16 protein-coding genes are annotated in these 19,505 nt (G+C 67.0%); 1 reads left to right on the top strand and 15 read right to left on the bottom strand.

Annotated elements, in window-relative coordinates; genetic code table 11:
- Positions 1–510: 510 nt before the first annotated feature.
- Complete coding sequence (gene tyrS, locus FHX37_RS05865) at positions 511–1,812, bottom strand: tyrosine--tRNA ligase (protein ID WP_141922534.1); 1,302 nt, start codon at positions 1,810–1,812, stop codon at positions 511–513.
- A 292-nt stretch (positions 1,813–2,104) separates the two neighbouring features.
- On the opposite strand from tyrS, the gene FHX37_RS05860 reads away from it, so the two are divergent.
- Positions 2,105–2,812 (top strand): HNH endonuclease family protein, encoded by a 708-nt coding sequence (locus tag FHX37_RS05860; RefSeq protein WP_141922532.1) that lies wholly within the window; start codon positions 2,105–2,107, stop codon positions 2,810–2,812.
- 48 nt (positions 2,813–2,860) lie between these two features.
- Here FHX37_RS05860 and lhgO read toward each other — a convergent pair whose 3' ends face one another.
- The 14 genes from lhgO to argJ all read right to left on the bottom strand — a co-directional run bounded on the left by lhgO (position 2,861) and on the right by argJ (position 19,498).
- On the bottom strand, positions 2,861–4,075 hold the full coding sequence (gene lhgO / locus FHX37_RS05855) for an L-2-hydroxyglutarate oxidase (protein WP_141922530.1): 1,215 nt from the start codon (positions 4,073–4,075) through the stop codon (positions 2,861–2,863).
- Positions 4,076–4,186: 111 nt separating this feature from the next.
- Positions 4,187–6,196 carry a sensor histidine kinase gene (locus FHX37_RS05850; protein ID WP_141922528.1) on the bottom strand — a complete coding sequence of 670 codons (2,010 nt, stop codon included), beginning with the start codon at positions 6,194–6,196 and terminating at the stop codon, positions 4,187–4,189.
- Between the two features lie 149 nt (positions 6,197–6,345).
- Positions 6,346–7,251 (bottom strand): sirohydrochlorin chelatase, encoded by a 906-nt coding sequence (locus FHX37_RS05845; protein ID WP_141922526.1) that lies wholly within the window; start codon positions 7,249–7,251, stop codon positions 6,346–6,348.
- A gap of 125 nt (positions 7,252–7,376) precedes the next feature.
- Positions 7,377–7,985: a GTP-binding protein gene (locus FHX37_RS05840; RefSeq protein ID WP_141922525.1), complete on the bottom strand. Its 609-nt coding sequence runs from the start codon at positions 7,983–7,985 to the stop codon at positions 7,377–7,379.
- The gene (locus tag FHX37_RS24050; RefSeq protein ID WP_141922524.1) at positions 7,966–8,466 is read right to left on the bottom strand and encodes a DUF742 domain-containing protein; all 501 of its coding nucleotides are present in this window, start codon (positions 8,464–8,466) and stop codon (positions 7,966–7,968) included. Before FHX37_RS24050 ends, FHX37_RS05840 begins: the two co-directional genes overlap by 20 nt.
- The gene (locus tag FHX37_RS05830; protein WP_141922523.1) at positions 8,463–8,894 is read right to left on the bottom strand and encodes a roadblock/LC7 domain-containing protein; all 432 of its coding nucleotides are present in this window, start codon (positions 8,892–8,894) and stop codon (positions 8,463–8,465) included. Before FHX37_RS05830 ends, FHX37_RS24050 begins: the two co-directional genes overlap by 4 nt.
- Positions 8,894–11,443 carry a sensor histidine kinase gene (locus tag FHX37_RS05825; RefSeq protein WP_246062113.1) on the bottom strand — a complete coding sequence of 850 codons (2,550 nt, stop codon included), beginning with the start codon at positions 11,441–11,443 and terminating at the stop codon, positions 8,894–8,896. The genes FHX37_RS05830 and FHX37_RS05825 overlap by 1 nt, the downstream gene beginning before the upstream one ends.
- 393 nt (positions 11,444–11,836) lie before the next feature.
- Positions 11,837–13,261: an argininosuccinate lyase gene (gene argH, locus FHX37_RS05820; RefSeq protein ID WP_141922521.1), complete on the bottom strand. Its 1,425-nt coding sequence runs from the start codon at positions 13,259–13,261 to the stop codon at positions 11,837–11,839.
- 99 nt (positions 13,262–13,360) lie between these two features.
- Positions 13,361–14,560, bottom strand: coding sequence for an argininosuccinate synthase (locus FHX37_RS05815; RefSeq protein ID WP_141922520.1), 1,200 nt, complete (start codon positions 14,558–14,560; stop codon positions 13,361–13,363).
- Between the two features lie 60 nt (positions 14,561–14,620).
- Positions 14,621–15,148 carry an arginine repressor gene (locus FHX37_RS05810; protein ID WP_141922519.1) on the bottom strand — a complete coding sequence of 176 codons (528 nt, stop codon included), beginning with the start codon at positions 15,146–15,148 and terminating at the stop codon, positions 14,621–14,623.
- Positions 15,138–16,103 (bottom strand): ornithine carbamoyltransferase, encoded by a 966-nt coding sequence (gene argF, locus FHX37_RS05805; protein ID WP_141922518.1) that lies wholly within the window; start codon positions 16,101–16,103, stop codon positions 15,138–15,140. Before argF ends, FHX37_RS05810 begins: the two co-directional genes overlap by 11 nt.
- The gene (locus FHX37_RS05800) at positions 16,100–17,347 is read right to left on the bottom strand and encodes an acetylornithine transaminase (protein WP_141922517.1); all 1,248 of its coding nucleotides are present in this window, start codon (positions 17,345–17,347) and stop codon (positions 16,100–16,102) included. Before FHX37_RS05800 ends, argF begins: the two co-directional genes overlap by 4 nt.
- Positions 17,344–18,264: an acetylglutamate kinase gene (argB, locus tag FHX37_RS05795; protein ID WP_141922516.1), complete on the bottom strand. Its 921-nt coding sequence runs from the start codon at positions 18,262–18,264 to the stop codon at positions 17,344–17,346. Before argB ends, FHX37_RS05800 begins: the two co-directional genes overlap by 4 nt.
- An 82-nt stretch (positions 18,265–18,346) precedes the next feature.
- On the bottom strand, positions 18,347–19,498 hold the full coding sequence (gene argJ / locus FHX37_RS05790; protein WP_141922515.1) for a bifunctional glutamate N-acetyltransferase/amino-acid acetyltransferase ArgJ: 1,152 nt from the start codon (positions 19,496–19,498) through the stop codon (positions 18,347–18,349).
- Between the last annotated feature and the right edge of the window lie 7 nt (positions 19,499–19,505).

The following is a 19,505-nucleotide window of genomic DNA, read 5'->3' as shown; positions in this document are numbered from 1 at the left end:
CCAACCCACACAAACCCCAACGGGCTCTTCCGGGAAAACGGAGTTTAAAGTTTTTTATATTCTACAGCGATTCGATTTCTTCATCAAATCGCCAGAACCTTCTGGAAGGACCTTCCCTCATACCGGAAACCAACCGGAAAGGAAAGCTGTTCCAGATCTTAGCATCTCTCGATAATGCCGATGGCATCGAGAGTGAACTTCATACGGCCGGATGGCTGAAGCTCTCACAAGGAGGCCTATCCCGCTCCGGCTTGTCCACTCTAGACTACTTGTGAAAGCTCGTCAACGTCCGGCGGACCACGCCGTCACCAACCAGTGAACACAGGGCGATGGGGGTCGTATTCCCACGCTACGGTGGGAAACGACCGCGCTGCGGACCCGTCCCGCGCGTACCGGCCGAATCAGTGTTCTTCTTTCCCTCAGGAACAGCAGGCAAACCTCCCGCGCCTGCGTGGTGTTCCCGGTTCGGCTGGGCCGGGAACACCACGCAGGCGCGGCTTCACGTCCGCCTCACGAGCGCAGGAGAACCCCGCTCACGTTCCGTTTGCCACGACGCAGCACGACGTAGCATCCATGTATCGCGTCATCACGCGTGAGCCGAACGTCGACGTCAGTGATCTTGGCGTTGTTCACGTAGAGACCGCCCTCCTGTACCGCCCTACGGACAGCGGACTTACTGGAGAGAAGCCCGGTGTCCGCGAACAGGTCCACCAGGGGAGGGAATCCCTCTTCGTCGGTAGTAGCGGTGACAGTGGGAATCTCCGCCAGGGCCGCCCCCAGCGTGGAGGAATCCAGAGCTGTCAGCTCAGCCCTGCCGAACAGGGCCCGGCTCGCCTCCACCACCTTGCGGCACTCCTCGGCACCGTGCACCAGCGTGGTGAGCTCCTCCGCCAGCGCCCGTTGGGCAGCCCGGCTCGCCGGCCGTTCGCGGGTCTGGTGCTCGAGTTCCTCGATCTCCTCCCGGGAGCGGAAGCTGAAAACTTTCAGGAAACGGACGACATCGCTGTCGGCAGTGTTGAACCAGAACTGGTAGAAGGCATAGGGGCTGGTCAGCCGCTCATCCAGCCACACCGTTCCGCTCTCGGTCTTGCCGAACTTACTGCCGTCGCTCTTGGTCAGCAGGTTCGTCGTCAAACCGTGGGCCGGACCGTGGGGCTCGTTGTCGTCCATCCTGCGGATCAGTTCCAACCCGGCGGTGATGTTCCCCCATTGGTCACTGCCACCGATCTGCAACGTGCAGCCGTGACGTCGGTAAAGCTCCACGAAGTCGTAGGACTGCAACAGGACGTAGCTGAACTCGGTGTAGCTCATGCCCTCAGCATTGAGCCGTGCCTTCACGGTCTCCCGAGCGAGCATCTGGTTGACGCTGAAGTGTTTGCCGATGTCACGCAGCATGTCGATGGCGCTCATGGAGGAGAGCCACGCAGCGTTGTCGTCCAGGATGGCATCGGTCGGTCCGGGATTGTCCTCGTCATCCGGGAAGCGCAGGAAGGACGAGAGCTGCCTACCCAGAACCCGCACCCACTGGCTCACGGTCTCAGCAGAGTTCAGCCCACGCTCGGCGGTGGGCTTCGGATCCCCGATGAGGCCGGTTCCTCCGCCCACCAGGGCGACCGGACGGTGTCCCGCGTGTTGGAAACGGGCCAGGGTCAGGATCTGTGTCAGGTGACCGACGTGCAGACTCCCAGCGGTGGGGTCGAAGCCGCAATAGACAGTTACTGGGCCATCAGCGAGCGCCTTGCGAAGCTCATCCAGGTCAGTGGTCTGTGCTATGAGCCCGCGCCATTCGAGTTCGTCGATGATGTCAGTCACTGTCGTCTTTTCTCTCAGCACGGAGGAGCCTGGGGCCAACCGCACCGTACGGGCTCCAGGCACCTCACCGGGTTACTTACATTTAGCCGTTCCCACGGTATCCGTTCACCCCACACATGGGTACGCCCACAGGGAAGACGACAACAGCGCCAGGGCCGGCGGGACGAGCCCAACGGTTCTCGGGCGACGAAGTCCCAACGGTTCCTGCGTGTCCCCTCCCGAACCTCCGCTTCACGACTGTAAGACGGATCCGGACGAAGTCCGGAGACAGTCGCCCCTGTGGGAAGGAACCATGAAAATCAACCACCGCTACGCCTGGGGAGTTGCCGGTGCCGGTGCTACGGCTCTCCTCCTCGGTTCCGTCGCCTTCGCCCAGACATCCGGAACGGGAAACCTCTCCTCCGCCGTACCGGGAAACCCCGCGGAGTCCTCCCCTGCGGCACAGGCCGCCCCTCCCTCCCCTCCGGGAGTCGAGGAGACCCGTTCCCAACTCGAGGAACTCCCTGTCCGACAGGAGGGGTCCGACACCGAGTACGACCGCGACCTGTTCCCGCACTGGTCCCCCGCCGAGGACAACTGCGACGCGCGGGAGATGGTGCTCAAACGGGACGGAAACGGGGTTTCCGTCGGTGAGGACTGCTATCCCACCTCGGGGAGCTGGACGAGTCCGTTCGACGGCGTCACGACGGACGAGCCCTCCGACGTCAGTGTGGACCATCTCGTACCACTCAAGGAGGCGTGGGACTCCGGCGCTGACACGTGGTCCACCGACCGGCGTGAGGAGTTCGCCAACGACCTCGCCACCCCCCAGCTCTGGGCTGTCAGCCCGGAAAGCAACAGTGCGAAGGGGGCCAGTGACCCGGCGGAATGGATGCCCCCCGCGGACGGGATCGACTGCGAGTACGCCAGGAGCTGGACTGCCGTGAAACACGCCTGGGAGCTCAGTGTGGACCCCGAGGAGAAGGACGCTCTCACCGACCTGCTCGCTTCCGAGTGCTGACGGGGAGAGGAGAGTGCCACTCGCGCAGTGGCGGGTTCGTCTCTCCCCTCAACGCGTCACCCCGAGATGGTCAGTGAGGTACTCGGCAAGCGCCAGGGATGACGTCGCGGCCGGGGACGGAGCGTTGCGGACGCAGACGATGCGCCCGTGCTCGGTGGCGGAGAAATCGTCGAGAAGGGCACCGTCCCGGGTCAGCGCCTGGGCACGCACCCCCGAGGGGGCAGGACGCAGATCACGTGCGGTTACCTCGGGAACGAGCTTCCGCACCTCACGGGCGAATGCCCCGGCCAGCGCGGACACGGCCACCTCACGGGCGCCCGCAGCCCAGTGGCTGCGGGCGAGACGCCAGAAACCGGGCCACGTCACGGCCTCAGCCAGGTCCCGAAACCGAAGGTCTCGGAGCCGGTAGCCTTCGCGCGCAGCGGCGAGGAGGGCGTTGGGACCTGCCATGACCTCGCCGTGCACGTGTCGGGTGAGATGCACCCCGAGAAACGGGTATCGGGGGTCCGGCACAGGATAGACCAGACCTCGGACGAGGTGTCGGCGCTCCGGTAGGAGCTCGTAGTACTGACCGCGGAAGGGGACGATGCGGGGTTCGCCGCCCGCTCCGGCCTCCCGTGCCAGCCGGTCGCTGTGCAGTCCTGCGCACAGGATGAGCGTGTCGAAACGCCGCTTGGTCCGGTGGCCGTCCCGATCGGTTGTGAGGGCTTCGGCACCGTCGGCGTCCTGGCGTAACGCCAGGACGGGGGTACCCAAAAGTACACTTCCTCCGTCGGACCGGATGTCCGCGGCCAAGGACTCAGCGACAGCGGAGAAGTCAGTGATAGCGGTACGGGGAGAGTGGAGTCCTGCCACGCCACGCACGTGAGGCTCCTGCGCGCGTAGCTCTGCTGGTCCCAGTCGCTGGATTCCGGGGACACCGTTGTCCTCAGCCCGCCGCTCGATGTCGGAGAGCCTGTCCGCCTCCTCCCGGCTCCGCGCGACGATGGTCTTGCCGACCTCGTGGTACGCCAGACCACGTTCCTCGCAGTACTCACGTAGCAGCTTCCCGCCGCGGCGGCACAGGGTCGCCTTCAGGGAACCCGGGCGGTAGTACAAACCGGCGTGGACGACATCGCTGTTGTTACCGCTCTGGTGGGCGGCAACCCGATCCTCCTTCTCCAGTACGGTCACCTGGGTACCGGGCCGGGTGCGGAGTATCCGTCTGGCCAGTGCCAGACCGACGATGCCCGCTCCGACAACGCCGATGCGCTCGTTTCTCATTGGTTCAGCGACGTGGTGGTCCCGGACTCGGCCGGGCGGGAAACGCCGCTCCTCCTCTCACTGTGGGACGAAACACCGTCGAGGTGAGAGCGCGCTGCCCGGAACCGTTCCTCAACGCGTAGCACTGAGACGGGAGTTCTCCGGCGCCGAGCTCAAAGCACGTTCTTCGAACTCCGGTTCTAGCAGCTCGTCGGGAATGATCACAGTGGCCCTGGTTCCGCCGTACGGGGAGGGGCACAGCCGAACGGCCGTGTCGTGGCGTGCCGCCAGACGCGCGACGACGAACAGTCCAAGGCGTGGTTCGTCGGGCAGAGCCATCACGTCGAACTCCGGAGCCTCATCCAGAGTGCGCTGCGCCGCTGCGTACCCCTGTTCCGTCATCCCCAGGCCACGGTCCTCCACGTCCACCGCGATCCCGCCCAGAACCGGACCGCAGTTGATACTGACCGGAGCGTCCTGGGGGGAGAACTGGGTGGCGTTCTCCACCAGCTCGGCGATGAGGTGCACGATGTCAGCGACGGCGGTACCCCGCAGCCACGCCCGGTGGGCGGAGACGAGCTGGACCCGTTCGCAGTCCTCGGTCTCCGCGACCGCCGCGCGCAGCACCTCCCCCAGCTCGAGCGGCCGACGCCACCGTTGTGTGGACTGGGAGCCGCCGAGAATGATCAGGTTGTCCGCGTAACGACGGGAACGGGTCACCAGGTGTTCCAGGTGCAGCAGCCGCTCCAGGACCGCGGGGTCGGTTTCGTTGTGGTCGATCTCTTCCAGGGTCCGGAGCTGTCGTTGCACCAATGTCTGGTTGCGGTAGGCGATGCCGAGGAACACCCTGTTGGCGCCCTTCCTGATCTCGGCCTGCTTCACGGCCGCACCGAGCGCGGTGCGCTGTGCTGTGTTGAACGCGTCGGCCACCTGACCTATCTCGTCGTCGCCGTAGGAGAGGTGCGGCAGTTCTTCCGTGATGTCCACCCGCTTACCGCCCTGCGCGCGGGCGACGATTCCGGGAAGCCTGGTCCCGGAGAGGGAGAGCGTCTCACCTCGGAGCCGACGCAACCGGTCGGTGATACGGCCTGCGGAACGCATGGCGACGACGATCGCGACGCTGCCCGCGACCAGGGTGAGGAGGCACCCAACAGCACTGAGCGTGATCCGACGCACCGCCGCGTCCCAACCGATGTCGATGGCGCGCTCGACCTGGGTGGTGACGAGATCGCCGAAAGCAGCGCCGGCGGACTGGGTCGCCTCGCTCCATTCCGCGTGCCCGACGTTGATCTCGGAGTTCCACTCGGCCGGATCCCCGGGAACATCCGGCTGGGTCACCGGTGGGCGGGTGACGACCGTCCGACTGAGACGTTCGGCCTCCTGCCAAGCACCGGAGTTCCGCATCCGTGTGTACTGCTGCCGCAACTCACCGCTCATCGCCGATTCCGACGCGGTCAGCGTGTCCCGGTACGACGCGGTCAGGTACGTGAAATGCGCGGTTTCCTGGTAGTTCATTTTCCCCGCGGCGATCGCGCCGACAAGCAGCGCCTCCGCCCGGGAGAACTGTTCCCGCGCCGTGATGAGGTCCCGGGACAGCACCGACGCGGAGAGTCCCTCTCCGTCGTCGAGGATCCGCAGCAGCGACTCGGTCAACAACTGGGTTCTCTCTACAAGAGAGGTGTACTCGGTCAGGGCCTCATCCCGCGAGATTCCCTCCGTGCCGACCTTCCCACGCAGGGTTTCCAGATCGTCGGGCGCATCCTGCAGGTTCTGGGCGTTACGCCGCACTTCACCGTCTTCGTCGGACTCCAACACGGCAACGTGGTCAAGGACGGTGTCCAACGCCGCGTCGGTACTCTCCCGCTGCTCCGCAAGGGTGGTCCGCGCCCCGTCGCGGGTGGGGTCTCCGAGACGGATCTGGCTCAGACGCCTCTCCTCACGTAGCTCCGCCGCGAGGCCGCGGGTGGCTGCGATGCTGTCGCTTCCCTCCCGCATGGAGAGGAGGAACTCGCTCGCCTGGATCGTCCCGGTACTGCTGATGATGGCCCACAGCAGGAGGAAACTGACACTGGGAATGAGCACCACGCGAACGAGCTGCCCGCGTATGGTGCGGTTTCCTCCCGGAACGCGCTTCTTTCCCATGACTCCCCCACGGCTCCGGGCACGGTTGCCAACAGAACCAGCAAACTCGACGACCAATTCCTTTATGGGACTGAACAACTACTAAAAGTAGTTTTCATAGGTACAAATGTTCCTCGCCTCCGGTAACGCGACCGGAGGCGGACCGACACTCAGTTCTCCGGCCGATGACGCGAGCCGACAGGCGCGGGGAGTTCCTCCGTCGTTGGAGGCTCCTCTATCCCCAGCGAGTTCAGCACCTCCGCGTAACGTAGCGCCGCGATCTTGGCGAGAGTGCTGTCAGGACCCAGGGGCGCGCTGGCCCGCACTCCGTGGTGTTCCGCCAGGGCCTGGGCCTCCTCACCGGAGAATTCGGGCCCCACGGCGCTGGGAGCGATGACGGGTTGGCTACAGCCCGCCTGTTCGAGCTGGTCGAGAACTCCCCGCAGGTTCTCGCCGTCGTCCAGGCTCGCGGGCAGCACAGTGATTCCCAGCCTCGCGGCGAGTAGTACAGCCGTCACCCCGGCGGCGTTGAACGCGTCCTCCCCGCCGACCGCTCCCACTATCACTCCGTCGGTCATCCCGGTGCTGGGAGCGACAACGTTGATCAACCGCATACGGTCCGCACGCACGAAACCGGCCTCGGCCAGCCGCAGGTGCAGAGTCTCGGCAAGCATCGGGTGCGGACCGAGAGCTTCGGTGACACGCACGTCAGCGCCCGAACTCTCCACCGCGGCCGCTATGGCCTCGTCCGTGGCCGGGTGGGGGGACGTGGTCAGGGGCACCACGATTCCGCGGAGGGGGTGGTCCTCAACCGGCTGTAGGTCGGTGAGCGCCTCGTTGAGGCTGTGTTCGCCTTCTCCGACATGACCGGACCGAACAGTGACTTCCGGACGGTACGACCGCACGAGATCGACGAGCTGGGGACCTGTCTGGTCGGTATCCCCGGTCTCCGTGGCGGGAACCGCGAGTATGAAAGTGGGCGTTCCCACCCAGCTGTCGAACGAGAGTGGGTTACGGTGCCGTCCCGAGCGGCGTCGCGGAAGGTCACGCGGAGGCAGTCTATCCGAATTTTGCATACTGTCAGGATTCACGTGAGAAATGCTAACGACTCGGGAGTAATGATCTTGCTCTCGAACAGGTTCCGATCGGGAAACACGTATTGACGAGAGCCGTTTCCGGGATCTGGGCTGTCGGTGGACGCCTACGTTGACAGTACTCGACCACGCTGCATGACGTGCTGGACCAGCGCTATCAGGACCTCCTTGCTCGACTCCCGGTCCCGAGCGTCGGACGCCACAACCGGAACCCCGTCATCGAGGTCCATCGCCTCGCGCACCTCCTGCTCCGTGTAGCGGGTCGCTCCTTCGAAACGGTTCACCGCGACGGCGAACGGAATGTCCCTCCCCTCGAAGAAGTCCACCGCGGGGAAGCACGTCTCCAACCGCCGCGTATCGGCCAGTACCACCGCTCCCAGGGCACCTTCGGCCAGTTCGTCCCACATGAACCAGAACCTGCCCTGCCCCGGTGTCCCGAACAGGTAGAGCACCACCCACTCGTCGACGGTGATACGACCGAAGTCCAGTGCCACCGTCGTCGTCGACTTGTCCTCGACACCACCGAGGTCATCCACCCCCATACTGGCCTCAGTCATCACCTCCTCCGTGTTGAGCGGAGCGATCTCGCTGACCGAGCCCACCAGTGTCGTCTTTCCTGCGCCGAAGCCGCCCGCTACGAGGATTTTCACCGCTGCCGGGATCACCACGTCCGAGGTGGTCCCGGAACCGGCGCTGTCAGAGCTTACGGATGCCATCAAGTACCGCCTGGAGTACGTTCATTTCCGGAAGTTCCGCTGTGGGGATGGGCGCTCGGGCGCGTACCTCACCTTTGGCGATGAGGTCCCCGATGAGCACCTTGACCACAGTGATCGGAATGTCGAGTTGCGCCGCGACTTCCGCGACGGAGAGAGGATGTTGGCACAGGCGCACGATCGCTGCGTGTTCGGGCTCCAGCTCCGTAGGCTCTGCGCGGGACGACAAAGCAACGATGACGCTGATCATGTCCAGTCCGGTGTCAACCGGTCGGGTACGGCCTCCGGTCATGGTGTACGGCCGCACCAAGGGCCCGGTCGCGGCGGGGGACGAGAGGCCGTCCGCGTTTTCCGTGTCGGCGACGGTCCCACCAGCCTCGTACAGCGTTTCCACGCGCGGGGGCGCGGCTTCCCCGCCTTCCCACGCGCGACGCGACTGCACCGGGGAAAGCCCGTTCCGCCGACCGCCTTCGGCCTCCCTCATCTGCCGGCTCCGCCCGCCGTGGCGGTTGCGGGTGTGCGCGGCGCGGAGGACAGGAACTCTCCCACCCGTTTGACCCGCATGTTCATTTCGTAGGCGACGAGCCCCACATCGGCGTTGTCCGTCGTGAGAACAGCCAGACACGCGCCTTCGCCGGCCGCGGTGACGAAGAGGTAAGCGTACTCCATCTCAACCACCGTCTGTCGCACCGCTCCCCCGTCGAACTGCTTGCCGGTCCCACGAGCCAGGCTCTGGAACGCCGAGGCCACAGCCGACAGGTGCTCGGCGTCTTCCGCGGACAGCTTTCTGGATCTCCCCAGCAACAAGCCGTCCGCGGACAGCACAACAGCGTGCTCGGTGTCGACGACCCGGTCCACCAGATCGTCGAGTAGCCAGTTCAGGTCACCCGTAACGTTACTCTTCTGCACGATTACTCGCTCTCTCCCATATGCTCGCCGGGCACGACACCGGCCTGACCGCCGTGTGTCCCCCCATCCCGTGCCGATGGCGCAGCTGGTTCGAAAACTGGCTCATACGTCCCGTCGCCGGCCCCTGGTTCCGTGCTCTCGTCCGGCGCCGTGAGCACCCCCCGGTCCTCCTCCGCCAGTTCCGCTTCGCGACCGCGTCGGGTTCCGGTCTGGAAGGCGTACATCATCCGGCGGCTCTCGTCCGGGGAGCGGTTCTTCCTCTCCGCGGGCCCCTCCGTGCTCGCTCCGGACTCACACTCCGCATCCGTTTCCTGACGCAGTTGGGAAGCTATGTTGGCCTGTCTGCGCCGACGGGGCAGTTCCGGACGCCGCCCTCCCCCAACGGGCTCGACCGGTGCACTGGCGGAACCCTCTCCCGGTGCCGCAGAGCGTTCTTCCGTGTCGGTATTCCGCAGGGAGGACACTCCCGTACCCTCCGGAGCCCGCTCGGAGGGGGACCCGGCGTCCGGGTGCTGGCGCGGCTCCAGTGCCACCTGCCGGACGTTCCCCTCCGCGCTCGGCTCCGGTCGGGACCGGTCCTCGGCCTCTCCCTGATGGCGGGTCTGCGCCGCGATCCGGTCTCCACAGTCCCGAGTCTCGGAGCTCACCCCGGGTTCGGTCCTGTTCACGCCGGACATGGCAGGCTGGGTGGAGGAGACGAGCGCGCTGGGGACGAGGACGACGGCGCGGGTCCCGCCATACGGTGAGGGGCGGAGCTGGACGTGGATACCGTGTTTCTCCGCCAAACGCGCGACGACGAAGAGCCCGAGGCGGGAATCCGGCGTAAGCGCCATGACGTCGAACTCCGGCGCCTGGCTCAACGTCTGGTTGGCCTGGTCCAGAGCCTCCTGCCCCATCCCCAGACCGCGGTCCTCGATCTCCACGACGAGTCCCTTGGGCACGGTCTCGCTGCTGATGTAGACCTGTGTGTGGGGAGGGGAGAAAGCGGTCGCGTTCTCCACGAGCTCGGCCACCAGATGGATGACGTCGGCCACGACCTTTCCGGACAACGCGAGTTCGGGCACGGCCCGCAGCTTCACACGCGCGTACTCCTCGGTCTCGGATATCGCTCCGCGTAGCACGTCCACCAGCGGTATCGGTGTTCGCCACCGTCGCCCGGGTTGCTCTCCGCCGAGGATGATCAGGTTCTCCGCGTTACGCCGACCGCGTGTGGCCAGATGGTCCAGGTGGAAAAGGTCCTCCAGCAGGTCGGGGTCCTCTTCCTCACGCTCGACACGGTCCAGCACGTGGAGCTGACGCTGCACGAGTGACTGGTTGCGGTGCGCGATGCTGAGAAAGACGCGGTTCACACCTGCACGCAGCTCCGACTGCTTCACTGCCGCGCTGACGGCCGTGCGCTGGGCGACGTTGAAAGCGTCGGCCACCTGCCCCACCTCATCGACGCCGTGGTCGAGCTGCCGCATCTCGGTGTCCAGATCGACCGGCTCCCCTCGCTCCAGCCGTCCCACGATCCTGGGCAGCTCCTCACGTGCCAACCGGAGTGTGTCGGCACGTAGCTGGACCAGCTTGTTGGTCAGACGGGAAGCGGACTTCGACGCGACTCCGTGGGCCATGGTTCCGGCGAACAACGCCATGATCCCTCCGCCGAGGGCCAGAGTGAACATCCACGTGCTCGCCGTCTCCACCGCGGAGACGACGCTCCGCGCCTGCGCGTTGACGAGGGTGGTCAGTCCGGTGTGCACCTCGGCAGCGTCCGGGTTCCAGTCGTCCGCGCCAGCGGGCAGCGCGGCTCCGTCCCGCTCGGAGGCCTCTCCCCCGCCGGGGGCGGTTTCCGGGGACCGTTCGATGATCCGGTCCGCCACGGCGTTGACCTCGTTCCAGGAGTCGCCCTCGGTCAACTCCGCGTAGACCTCCGCCGGGGGTCCCTCCAACGCTGGACCGGTCTCGCGCAGGCGGTCCCGGAAACCACTCATCCGGGAGGAGAAACGCACCTGGTCGCGCACGCTGAACTCGTCCGCCGCCACCCTTCCGCCCAGCAGCGCCGCCGCCCGGGAAAAGAGGTCCTGCGCCCGCATGGTCTCCACGGCCCCGGCACTGGCAGCCACGGCCCGACCGTAGTCGAACCGGTCCCCTATCGCGTCGTAGAGCCGGATCCCGCGGTCAACGATTCCGGAGTAGCCGGACATCGTTTCCTCGACGCCGGGTTCTTCCGACATGGCGTCGCTGCGGAGAGCCTCGCGTCGCTCCACCTCATCGGCGAACTCGTGCGCAACGGTACTGACGCTGTCGTCACCGTCTTGGAACCTCGCCCGGTGGTCCGTGAACTCACGCACCGCCCCGTCGGTAGCCTCACCCTGTTCCCGCAGGGCCTGGAGCGAAGCCTCCGAGGGGGAGCTGACGTGCTCGACCGCGAGTCGGCGTTCCTTCTGCACCTGAGCCACCACATGGTAAAGCTCAAGCGCAGCCCGGCTGTCTCCGGTAGCGGTGCGCAGCGCGGCAGCCTGGATGAGTGTCGCCGTACTCAGCAACGCGAACAACACCAGAAACGTCACGCTGGGAATCAGAACAATTCTGTTCAGTTGCGTTTTGATGCTGCCCACGGCATTGGGCTGGCCCATTCGAATCCTCTCGCGGACGTTGGATACCGGAACCGCGGTCCCCATCAGCGGTTCCAGCCGCGCAGCGGAGAGAGCTCACCGCTCGCCAGTACCAAAGCGCGTGGCGCTCTTCCCCCACGACCGCACCAGCGTTTCTTTACGGTACGCACACAATAAAAAACTCAAGGTGCCTACAGATAAGAAACGCTACAGCATCAGATACGGCTCTGGGGCGTGTTTGGTGTAATCCGTTCGCCCGCCCTCCCCCGTCCGGACAGAGTAACGCTCCGCTCCCCGTACACACCGGGGAACGGAGCGGGCGACGCGGTGGAGGTCCCTCCCGTGGCGCTAGACGGAGGAGTACGCGCGGTGCCGCGCGATCTCGTCACGCAGCCGACCGAGCTGTTCCCTGACCCGGACCGGCGCTGTCCCCCCCTTGCTCGCGCGGGACTCCAGCGATCCGGCCACTGTCAGCACCTGCCGGACGTCGGGCGTGAGATGCGCGGACACCGCTGCGAGCTCGTCGTCGCTGAGCTCGTTCAGGTCAACACCGCGCTTCTCGCACGTCCGAACGCAGGCACCCGCGATCTCGTGCGCCTCGCGGAACGGCACCCCCTGACGAACCAGCCACTCCGCGACATCCGTGGCGAGCGTGTAACCGCGCGGCGCAAGCTCCGCCATCCGTTCGCCGTGGACCGTGAGCGTCGCTACCATGCCCGTCATCGCGGGAAGCAACAAGCGCAACGTGTCCACCGCGTCGAACACGGGTTCCTTGTCCTCCTGCAGGTCCCGGTTGTATGCCAGTGGAAGCCCCTTGAGCGTGGCGAGCAGGCCCGAGAGGTCACCGATGAGGCGCCCGCTCTTCCCACGCGCCAGTTCGGCGATGTCCGGGTTCTTCTTCTGCGGCATGATCGACGATCCGGTGGAGAAGGCGTCGTCAAGGGTGACGAACGAGAACTCCGCCGTTGCCCACAGGATGACCTCCTCCGCGAGGCGGGAGAGGTCCACACCGGCCATCGCGGAGACGAACCCGAACTCCGCGACGGTGTCCCGCGCCGAGGTGCCGTCGATCGAGTTCTCCGCGGCCTCGGTGAACCCGAGCTCCGCCGCTACCGACTCGGGGTCGAGCCCCAGTGAGGATCCGGCCAGCGCCCCCGAACCGTAGGCCGACACGGCTGCGCGCTGGTCCCAGTCGCGCAGCCGTTGCACGTCGCGGACGAGCGGCCACGCGTGTGCCATGAGGTGGTGGGCGAGCAGCACGGGCTGCGCGTGTTGGAGATGGGTACGTCCCGGAAGTACGACGTCGATGTTGGCTTCGGCCTGATCGGCCAGGGCCGTCGCCAGGTCCAACAGCTCCCCGGCGATGGCGCGGGACTGCTCACGTAGGTACATACGGATGAGCGTGGCGATCTGGTCGTTGCGCGAACGCCCCGCACGCAGCCGCCCGCCCAGTTCCGGTCCGACACGTTCGATGAACCCGCGCTCCAAGGCGGTGTGGACGTCCTCGTCCTCGAGGACCGGCGTGAACGCTCCCGACTCCACGTCGGCCTCGAGCCGGTCCAGTCCCGCTAGTGCTGTCTCCAGTTCCTCCCCCGTGAGTAACCCGCTGGCGTACAGCACTCGGGCATGAGCACGCGAACCGGCGATGTCGTGGCGGGCCAGCCGCCAGTCAACGTGGGTACTTAACGAGAGCTGCGCCAGCGCGTCGGAGGGTCCGCCGGAGAACCGTCCGCCCCACAGGCGGGTGGTCTGGGTACCGTGCTCGTCACTCACGATCGAGGTCCTCACATGTTTCGTGCATAGGGTGGCGGAGAACCCCGGGCGTGGCACGGGGTCCCCGGTGGCGTCCTTGCCGGCGTCGGCGGTACCGCCTCACGCCTGCTTCTGGTCACGCAGACTCGCGATTTTCGCGGGCATGCTCCAGACGTCGATGAAGCCGCGCGCCATGGTCTGGTCGTAGGTGTCGCCCGTGTCGTAGGTAGCCAGCTCGTAGTCGTACAGGGAGGCCTCGCTGCGCCGGCCGGTCACCACCGCGCGCCCGCCGTGCAGCACGACACGGATGTCACCGGTCACGTGCCGGTTGGCATCGGTGACGAAGCCGTCCAGGGCGGACTTCAGAGGGGAGAACCACAGGCCGTCGTACACCAGCTCACCCCAGCGCTGGTCGACTCCCCGTTTGAAACGGGCGAGGTCGCGCTCGACCGTCACGTTCTCCAGTTCCTGGTGCGCCGCGATCAGTGCCATCGCGCCGGGCGCCTCGTAGACCTCGCGGCTCTTGATCCCCACCAGGCGGTCCTCGACCATGTCGATCCGTCCCACGCCCTGGGCGCCCGCCCTGCGGTTCATCTCGTCGATGACCTGCAGCGGGCTCAGCTCCCGGCCATCGATCGCAGTGGGCACACCGGCGGTGAAGGTCACCACGAGCTCGTCCGGCTGACGCGGTTCGGAAGGGTCGGCGCTGTACGCGTACACGTCCTCGACCGGTGCGTTCCAGATGTCCTCCAGGAAACCGGTCTCCACGGCGCGTCCGAAAAGGTTCTGGTCGATGGAGTACGGGGACTTCTTGGAAACGTCGATGGGCAGCCCCTTCTCCTCCGCGAAGGCGATGGCCTTGTCGCGGGTGAGTCCGGAGTCGCGGACCGGAGCGACCACTTTCAGCTCGGGGTGGAGGGCCGCGAGGCCGGCTTCGAAGCGCACCTGGTCGTTGCCCTTGCCGGTGCAGCCGTGTGCCACCATCGTCGCGTTGTGGTACCGGGCCGCGTCGGCCAGGTGCTTGACGATCAGCGGCCGGGAGAGGGCGGAGACCAGCGGGTAGCGGTCCATGTAGAGGGCGTTGGCCTGGATGGCGGGAATGCAGTACTCACTGGCGAACTCCTCCTTGGCGTCGGCGACCACCGCTTCGGCAGCTCCGCACTCGAGCGCGCGCTGCCGGACCGTGTCGAGGTCCTCGCCGCCCTGGCCGCAGTCGATGGCGACGGCCACCACCTCGGCTCCGGTCTCCTCGGCGATCCAGCCGATGGCGACAGAGGTGTCCAGTCCTCCCGAGTACGCGAGTACGACTCGTTCGGTCATAGTCGTTCCCCTCCTTGTCTCGTTGTTTTTTGTGCGGGTTCTTGCGCTCTGTGGCGGGAGTTACGGACGGCGGTTGGCCAGGTTGAGCAGTGCCGTCGCGAGTTCCTCCCCGCCTTCGGCGGCGCGGGAGATCACCAGGATCGTGTCGTCCCCGGCGATGGTTCCGAGGATGGCGTGGAAGTCGGTGTGGTCGATCGCTGACGCCAGGTACTGCGCCGCTCCCGGTGGAGTACGGACGATGACCATGTTCGCTGACGCTTCCGCCGAGACGAGCAGGTCCTCGGCGAGACGGGTCAGTCGCGCGTTGGACACGTGTGCCAGGTCGAGTGCCTCCGAACCGGCACGCTGCAGCCGTTCGCCGCCTTCCCCCGGCAACGCGTAGGTCAGGCTGCCGTCGACGGTGCGTAGCTTGACCGCGCCGAGTTCGTCCAGGTCACGGGAGAGTGTGGCCTGCGTCACGTGCACTCCGCTGTCGGCCAGCAACCGTGCCAGCTCGCTCTGCGAACGGATGTCGTGTCTGGTTACCAGCTCACTGATCCGGGCATGGCGCGCGGCTTTCGTCATCGGCGTGGCGTCGTCAGCGCTCATGCTCTCCTCCCGGCGGGTTTCCCCCCTCCGCGTTCTCCTCCAGGAGGAACGCCAGCAGAGCCTTCTGCGCGTGCCGGCGGTTCTCCGCCTGGTCCCACACGGCGCTGTGCGGCCCGTCGATGACCCCGGCAGAGATCTCCTCGCCCCGGTGGGCGGGCAGGCAGTGCAACACGATCGCGTCGCGGGAGGCGACGGCGAGTTTCCCCTCGTCCAGGGCGTACGGGAGGAACGGGGAGACACGTTGCTCCGCCTCGTCCTCCTGCCCCATGGAGGTCCACACGTCGGTCGCCAGGATGTCGGCGTCGCGCGCGGCGGCCTCGGGGTCGGTGCTGGTGCTGACGGACCCCGACGTGGCCGACGCGATCTCCGCGGCCTGTTCCACTACCTCGGGAAGCGGCTGGTAGGCGGAAGGCGCGGCGACACGGACGTGCATCCCGGCCGTCGCTCCGCCGAGAAGATAGGAGTGCGCCATGTTGTTGGAGCCGTCACCAAGGTAGGTGAGGGTGCGGCCGGCGGTTCCTCCCATACGCTCACGTACCGTCTGCAGGTCGGCGAGGATCTGGCACGGGTGGAACAGGTCGCTCAGCGCGTTGATGACGGGAACGCCACTCGCCGAGGCCATGGTCTCCAGGCGCTGCTGTTCGAAGGTCCGCCAGGCGATGGCGGAGACATGGCGTTCCAGGACCCGCGCGGTGTCGGTGAGGGGCTCGCCCCGTCCCATCTGACTGGCGCGTGTGTCGAGCACGAGGGGATGGCCACCGAGGTCGGCCACCCCCACCTCGAACGAGACCCGGGTACGCGTGGAGGGTTTGTCGAATATGAGCGCCACTGTGCGGGGGCCCGCGAGTGGGCGACGCGCGTGGGGGTCCTGTTTGACGGAACACGCGGTTTCCAGGATCCGGTACTGCTCGGCGGGGGTGAGGTCGTCGTCCCGCAGGAAATGCCGGACTGTCATGGGGCGGTCCCTTCCTCTTGCGGTCTGCTTTCCGCCAGGATCGACGGCAGCGCTTCGGTGAACTCGAGGATTTCCTCAGCGGAGATCGTCAACGGTGGCGCGATCCTGAGAGTGTCGGGCGTGACCGCGTTGACCAGGAATCCGTGTGCTGCCGCGTGTTCCTGCACGTCGGCGGCCACCGGGCGTGTGAGCCGTATGCCGCGCCACAGCCCTGTTCCGTGGATTCCTGCGAGGAGCGGATCGTCCACCGCCGCGACCCGCTCCGCGAGCAGCGCGCCGGTTTCCGCGGCGTTGGCGAGCAGCCCTTCGGACTCGATGGTGTCCAACACCGCCAGGGCGGCCGAGGCGGCGACGGGGTTCCCGCCGAACGTGGTCCCGTGGTCGCCTTTCGCGAACGCCGTGGCGTAGTCCCCGAAACCGAGGCAGGCCCCGATCGGCAGTCCGCCTCCCAGCCCCTTGGCGAGAGTCAGGATGTCGGGTACCGCGCCGCCGTCCGCCTGGTGAGCGAACCAGTGTCCGGTACGACCGACGCCGCTCTGCACCTCGTCGAGTACGAACGCCGCGCCGCTGTTGTCACAGACCTCGCGTACCGCGTGCAGGTAGCCGGAGGGCGGTTGCACCACTCCGGCCTCCCCCTGGGTGGGCTCCACGAACACGGCCGCGCAGGAATCGTCGACGGCAGCGCGCAGGGCCGCGGGGTCTCCGTAGGGAACGAACCGCACGTCGGTGGTGAACGGCCCGAACTTGTCGCGGATCGCGGGTTTCCCGGTAACGGCCAGCGCACCGGAGGTCCGGCCGTGGAATCCCGACTCGGTGGAGACCACGTAGTCGCGTGAGGGGCCGGCCGCCAGTCGCACGAGTTTCAGCGCGGCCTCGTTCGCCTCGGAACCGGAGTTACCGAAGAAGACACGGACGTCGGTGTCCGGTGCCGCGCCCGTCACCCCCGCTCCGGGATCGCGCACCAGCCGGATCAGGCGCTCGGCGAGCTCCACGCCCGGTTCGTGCACGAACAGGTTGCTGGTGTGGGCCACGGCGGCCACTTGGTCGCGCACCGCCCGCACGAGTGCCGGATGAGCGTGCCCCAGGGCGGAGACGGCGATACCAGCGATGAGGTCAAGGTAGTGGTTACCGTCCACGTCGGTGACCCGGCACCCGTCCCCCCGCGCGATGGCCACCGGCGGTGTTCCGTAGGTGGGCATGAGGGCGGAGCGGAAACGCTCGCGCAGTTCCGCGGTGGCACTCATCCGTCTCTCCCCTCGTCTCCCGCGGGGGTGGTGGCGCCGTCCGTCCCGGCGACGACCATCGTCCCGACCCCCTCGTTGGTGAACACTTCCAGCAGCATCGCGTCCGGCGTGCGCCCGTCAAGGACGTGTGCCTGCGGCACCCCGCCGTGGACGGCGCGGAGGCACGCTTCCATCTTCGGCGCCATGCCGGAGGACAGGTGGGGAAGCATCCCCTCCAGCTCATCGGCGGTGAGTCTGCTGATCAGTTCCGTGCACGCCGGGTAGTCGGCGTAGAGTCCCTCCACGTCGGTGAGCATGATGAGCTTGGCCGCGTCCAGTCCCGACGCGAGGGCGGCTGCCGCGGTGTCGGCGTTGACGTTGTACACACCGTCGTGGGAACGGGCCAGACTGGAGACCACCGGAACACGGCCGTCATCCAGCAGTGTCCGCACCACGCTCGGGTTCACGTCCTCCACCTCGCCGACAAGCCCGATATCGACGGGGGAACCGTCCACCACCGCTGGTTTGCGACGGGCCGTGAACAGTTGGGCGTCCTCCCCCGAGAGGCCGACGGCGAACGGTCCGTGCGCATTGATCAGACCGACGATCTCCGGGTTCACGCGTCCCGCCAGCACCAGGCGGACCACGTCCATGACCTCGGGGGTGGTAACGCGGAGGCCGGCGGCGAAGCTGCTCTGTATCCCCAGGCGGTCCAGGTGCTCCTGGATCTGGGGGCCGCCCCCGTGTACTACCACCGGCCGGATTCCCGCGTAGAGCAGGAAAACAATGTTCTCGGCGAAGCGGGCGCACAGCTCGGGGTCGGTCATCGCGTTCCCGCCGAACTTGATCACCACTGTCCTACCGTGGAACCGGCTCAGCCACGGGAGAGCCTCAATCAGCGTGCTGGCCTTGTCGATCGCCTGGCCGCGGGTGTTCATAGCCGATCCGGGGCGCTCGCCCCGCCTTTCTGGCACACGTGGTTCTGGGGTCGGTGGATCATGGGTGCCCTTCCGCTTCCGGTCACGTACTGTAGGCGGAGTTCTCGTGGACGTAGTCGGCGGTAAGGTCGGTCGTCCGCACCGTGGCGGCAGCGTTTCCAGCGCTGAGGTCAACGGTCACGGTGACGTCCCGAGGCCGGAGATCCACCTTGGAACGGTCGTCACCCACGGATCCCCGTCGGCAGACCCACACACCGTTGATGGCGACGTTGACACCGTCCGGCTCGAAAGCGGCGTCCGTCGTACCCACGGCAGCCAGCACCCTCCCCCAGTTGGGGTCCTCACCGTGCATGGCGCACTTGAACAGGTTGCTGCGGGCTACCGCCCGGGCCGCCGCCAGAGCGTCGTCCTCGTCGGCGGCCCCGATCGCCTCCACCGCTATGGTCTTCGACGCTCCCTCGGCATCCGCGACGAGCTGACGCGCGAGATCGTCGCAAACCCCGGTCAGTAGCCGCTCGAACTCGGCCTCGTCGGCAACGGCCCCGGAGGCTCCGCTCGCCAGGAGCGCCACGGTGTCGTTGGTGGACAAGCACCCGTCCGAGTCGACCCGGTCGAAGGTGCGCCCAACCGCCCGGCGCAACAGGCGGTCGCACTGCTCGGGGGTGAGGTCGGCGTCCGTGGTGATCACCGAGAGCATCGTCGCCAGTGCCGGAGCGAGCATGCCGGCCCCTTTGGCCATTCCGCCCACGGTGTAGTCCTCGCCCCGGCGGAACGAGATCTTGGCGACGGTGTCCGTGGTACGGATGGCGTCAGCGGCGTCCAACCCCCCGTCACGTCCCGCGGCCGCGATCGCGGCGTCCGCTCCGGAGAGCAGGGCGGGCATGTCGATCCGTTCCCCGATCAGGCCGGTGGAGCAGACCAGCACCTCCCCCGGGGAGTCGGACAGTGCCGCCCCGACATGCTCGGCCGTGGTGTGGGTGTCGGCGAACCCGGACGGACCCGTGCACGCGTTGGCGCTTCCCGCGTTGAGGATGACGGCGCGGGCCCGCCCCCCCTCGGCGACCTGCTGGGACCACAGGACGGGTGCCGCCTTCACCCGGTTGCGGGTGAAGACAGCCGCCGCCGAGCGCGCGGGTCCGTCGTTGATGACGACGGCAACATCCCGAGCGCCACTGGGTTTCAGACCAGCGTTGACGCCCGCGGCTCTGAATCCGCGGGGAGCGGTGACACTCAACTGTAGG

It is taken from the genome of Haloactinospora alba, from assembly GCF_006717075.1.
GTDB classification, from domain to species: domain Bacteria; phylum Actinomycetota; class Actinomycetes; order Streptosporangiales; family Streptosporangiaceae; genus Haloactinospora; species Haloactinospora alba.
The sequence above is the reverse complement of the archived record's forward strand: the minus strand, read 5'-3'. Positions and strand labels throughout refer to the sequence as shown.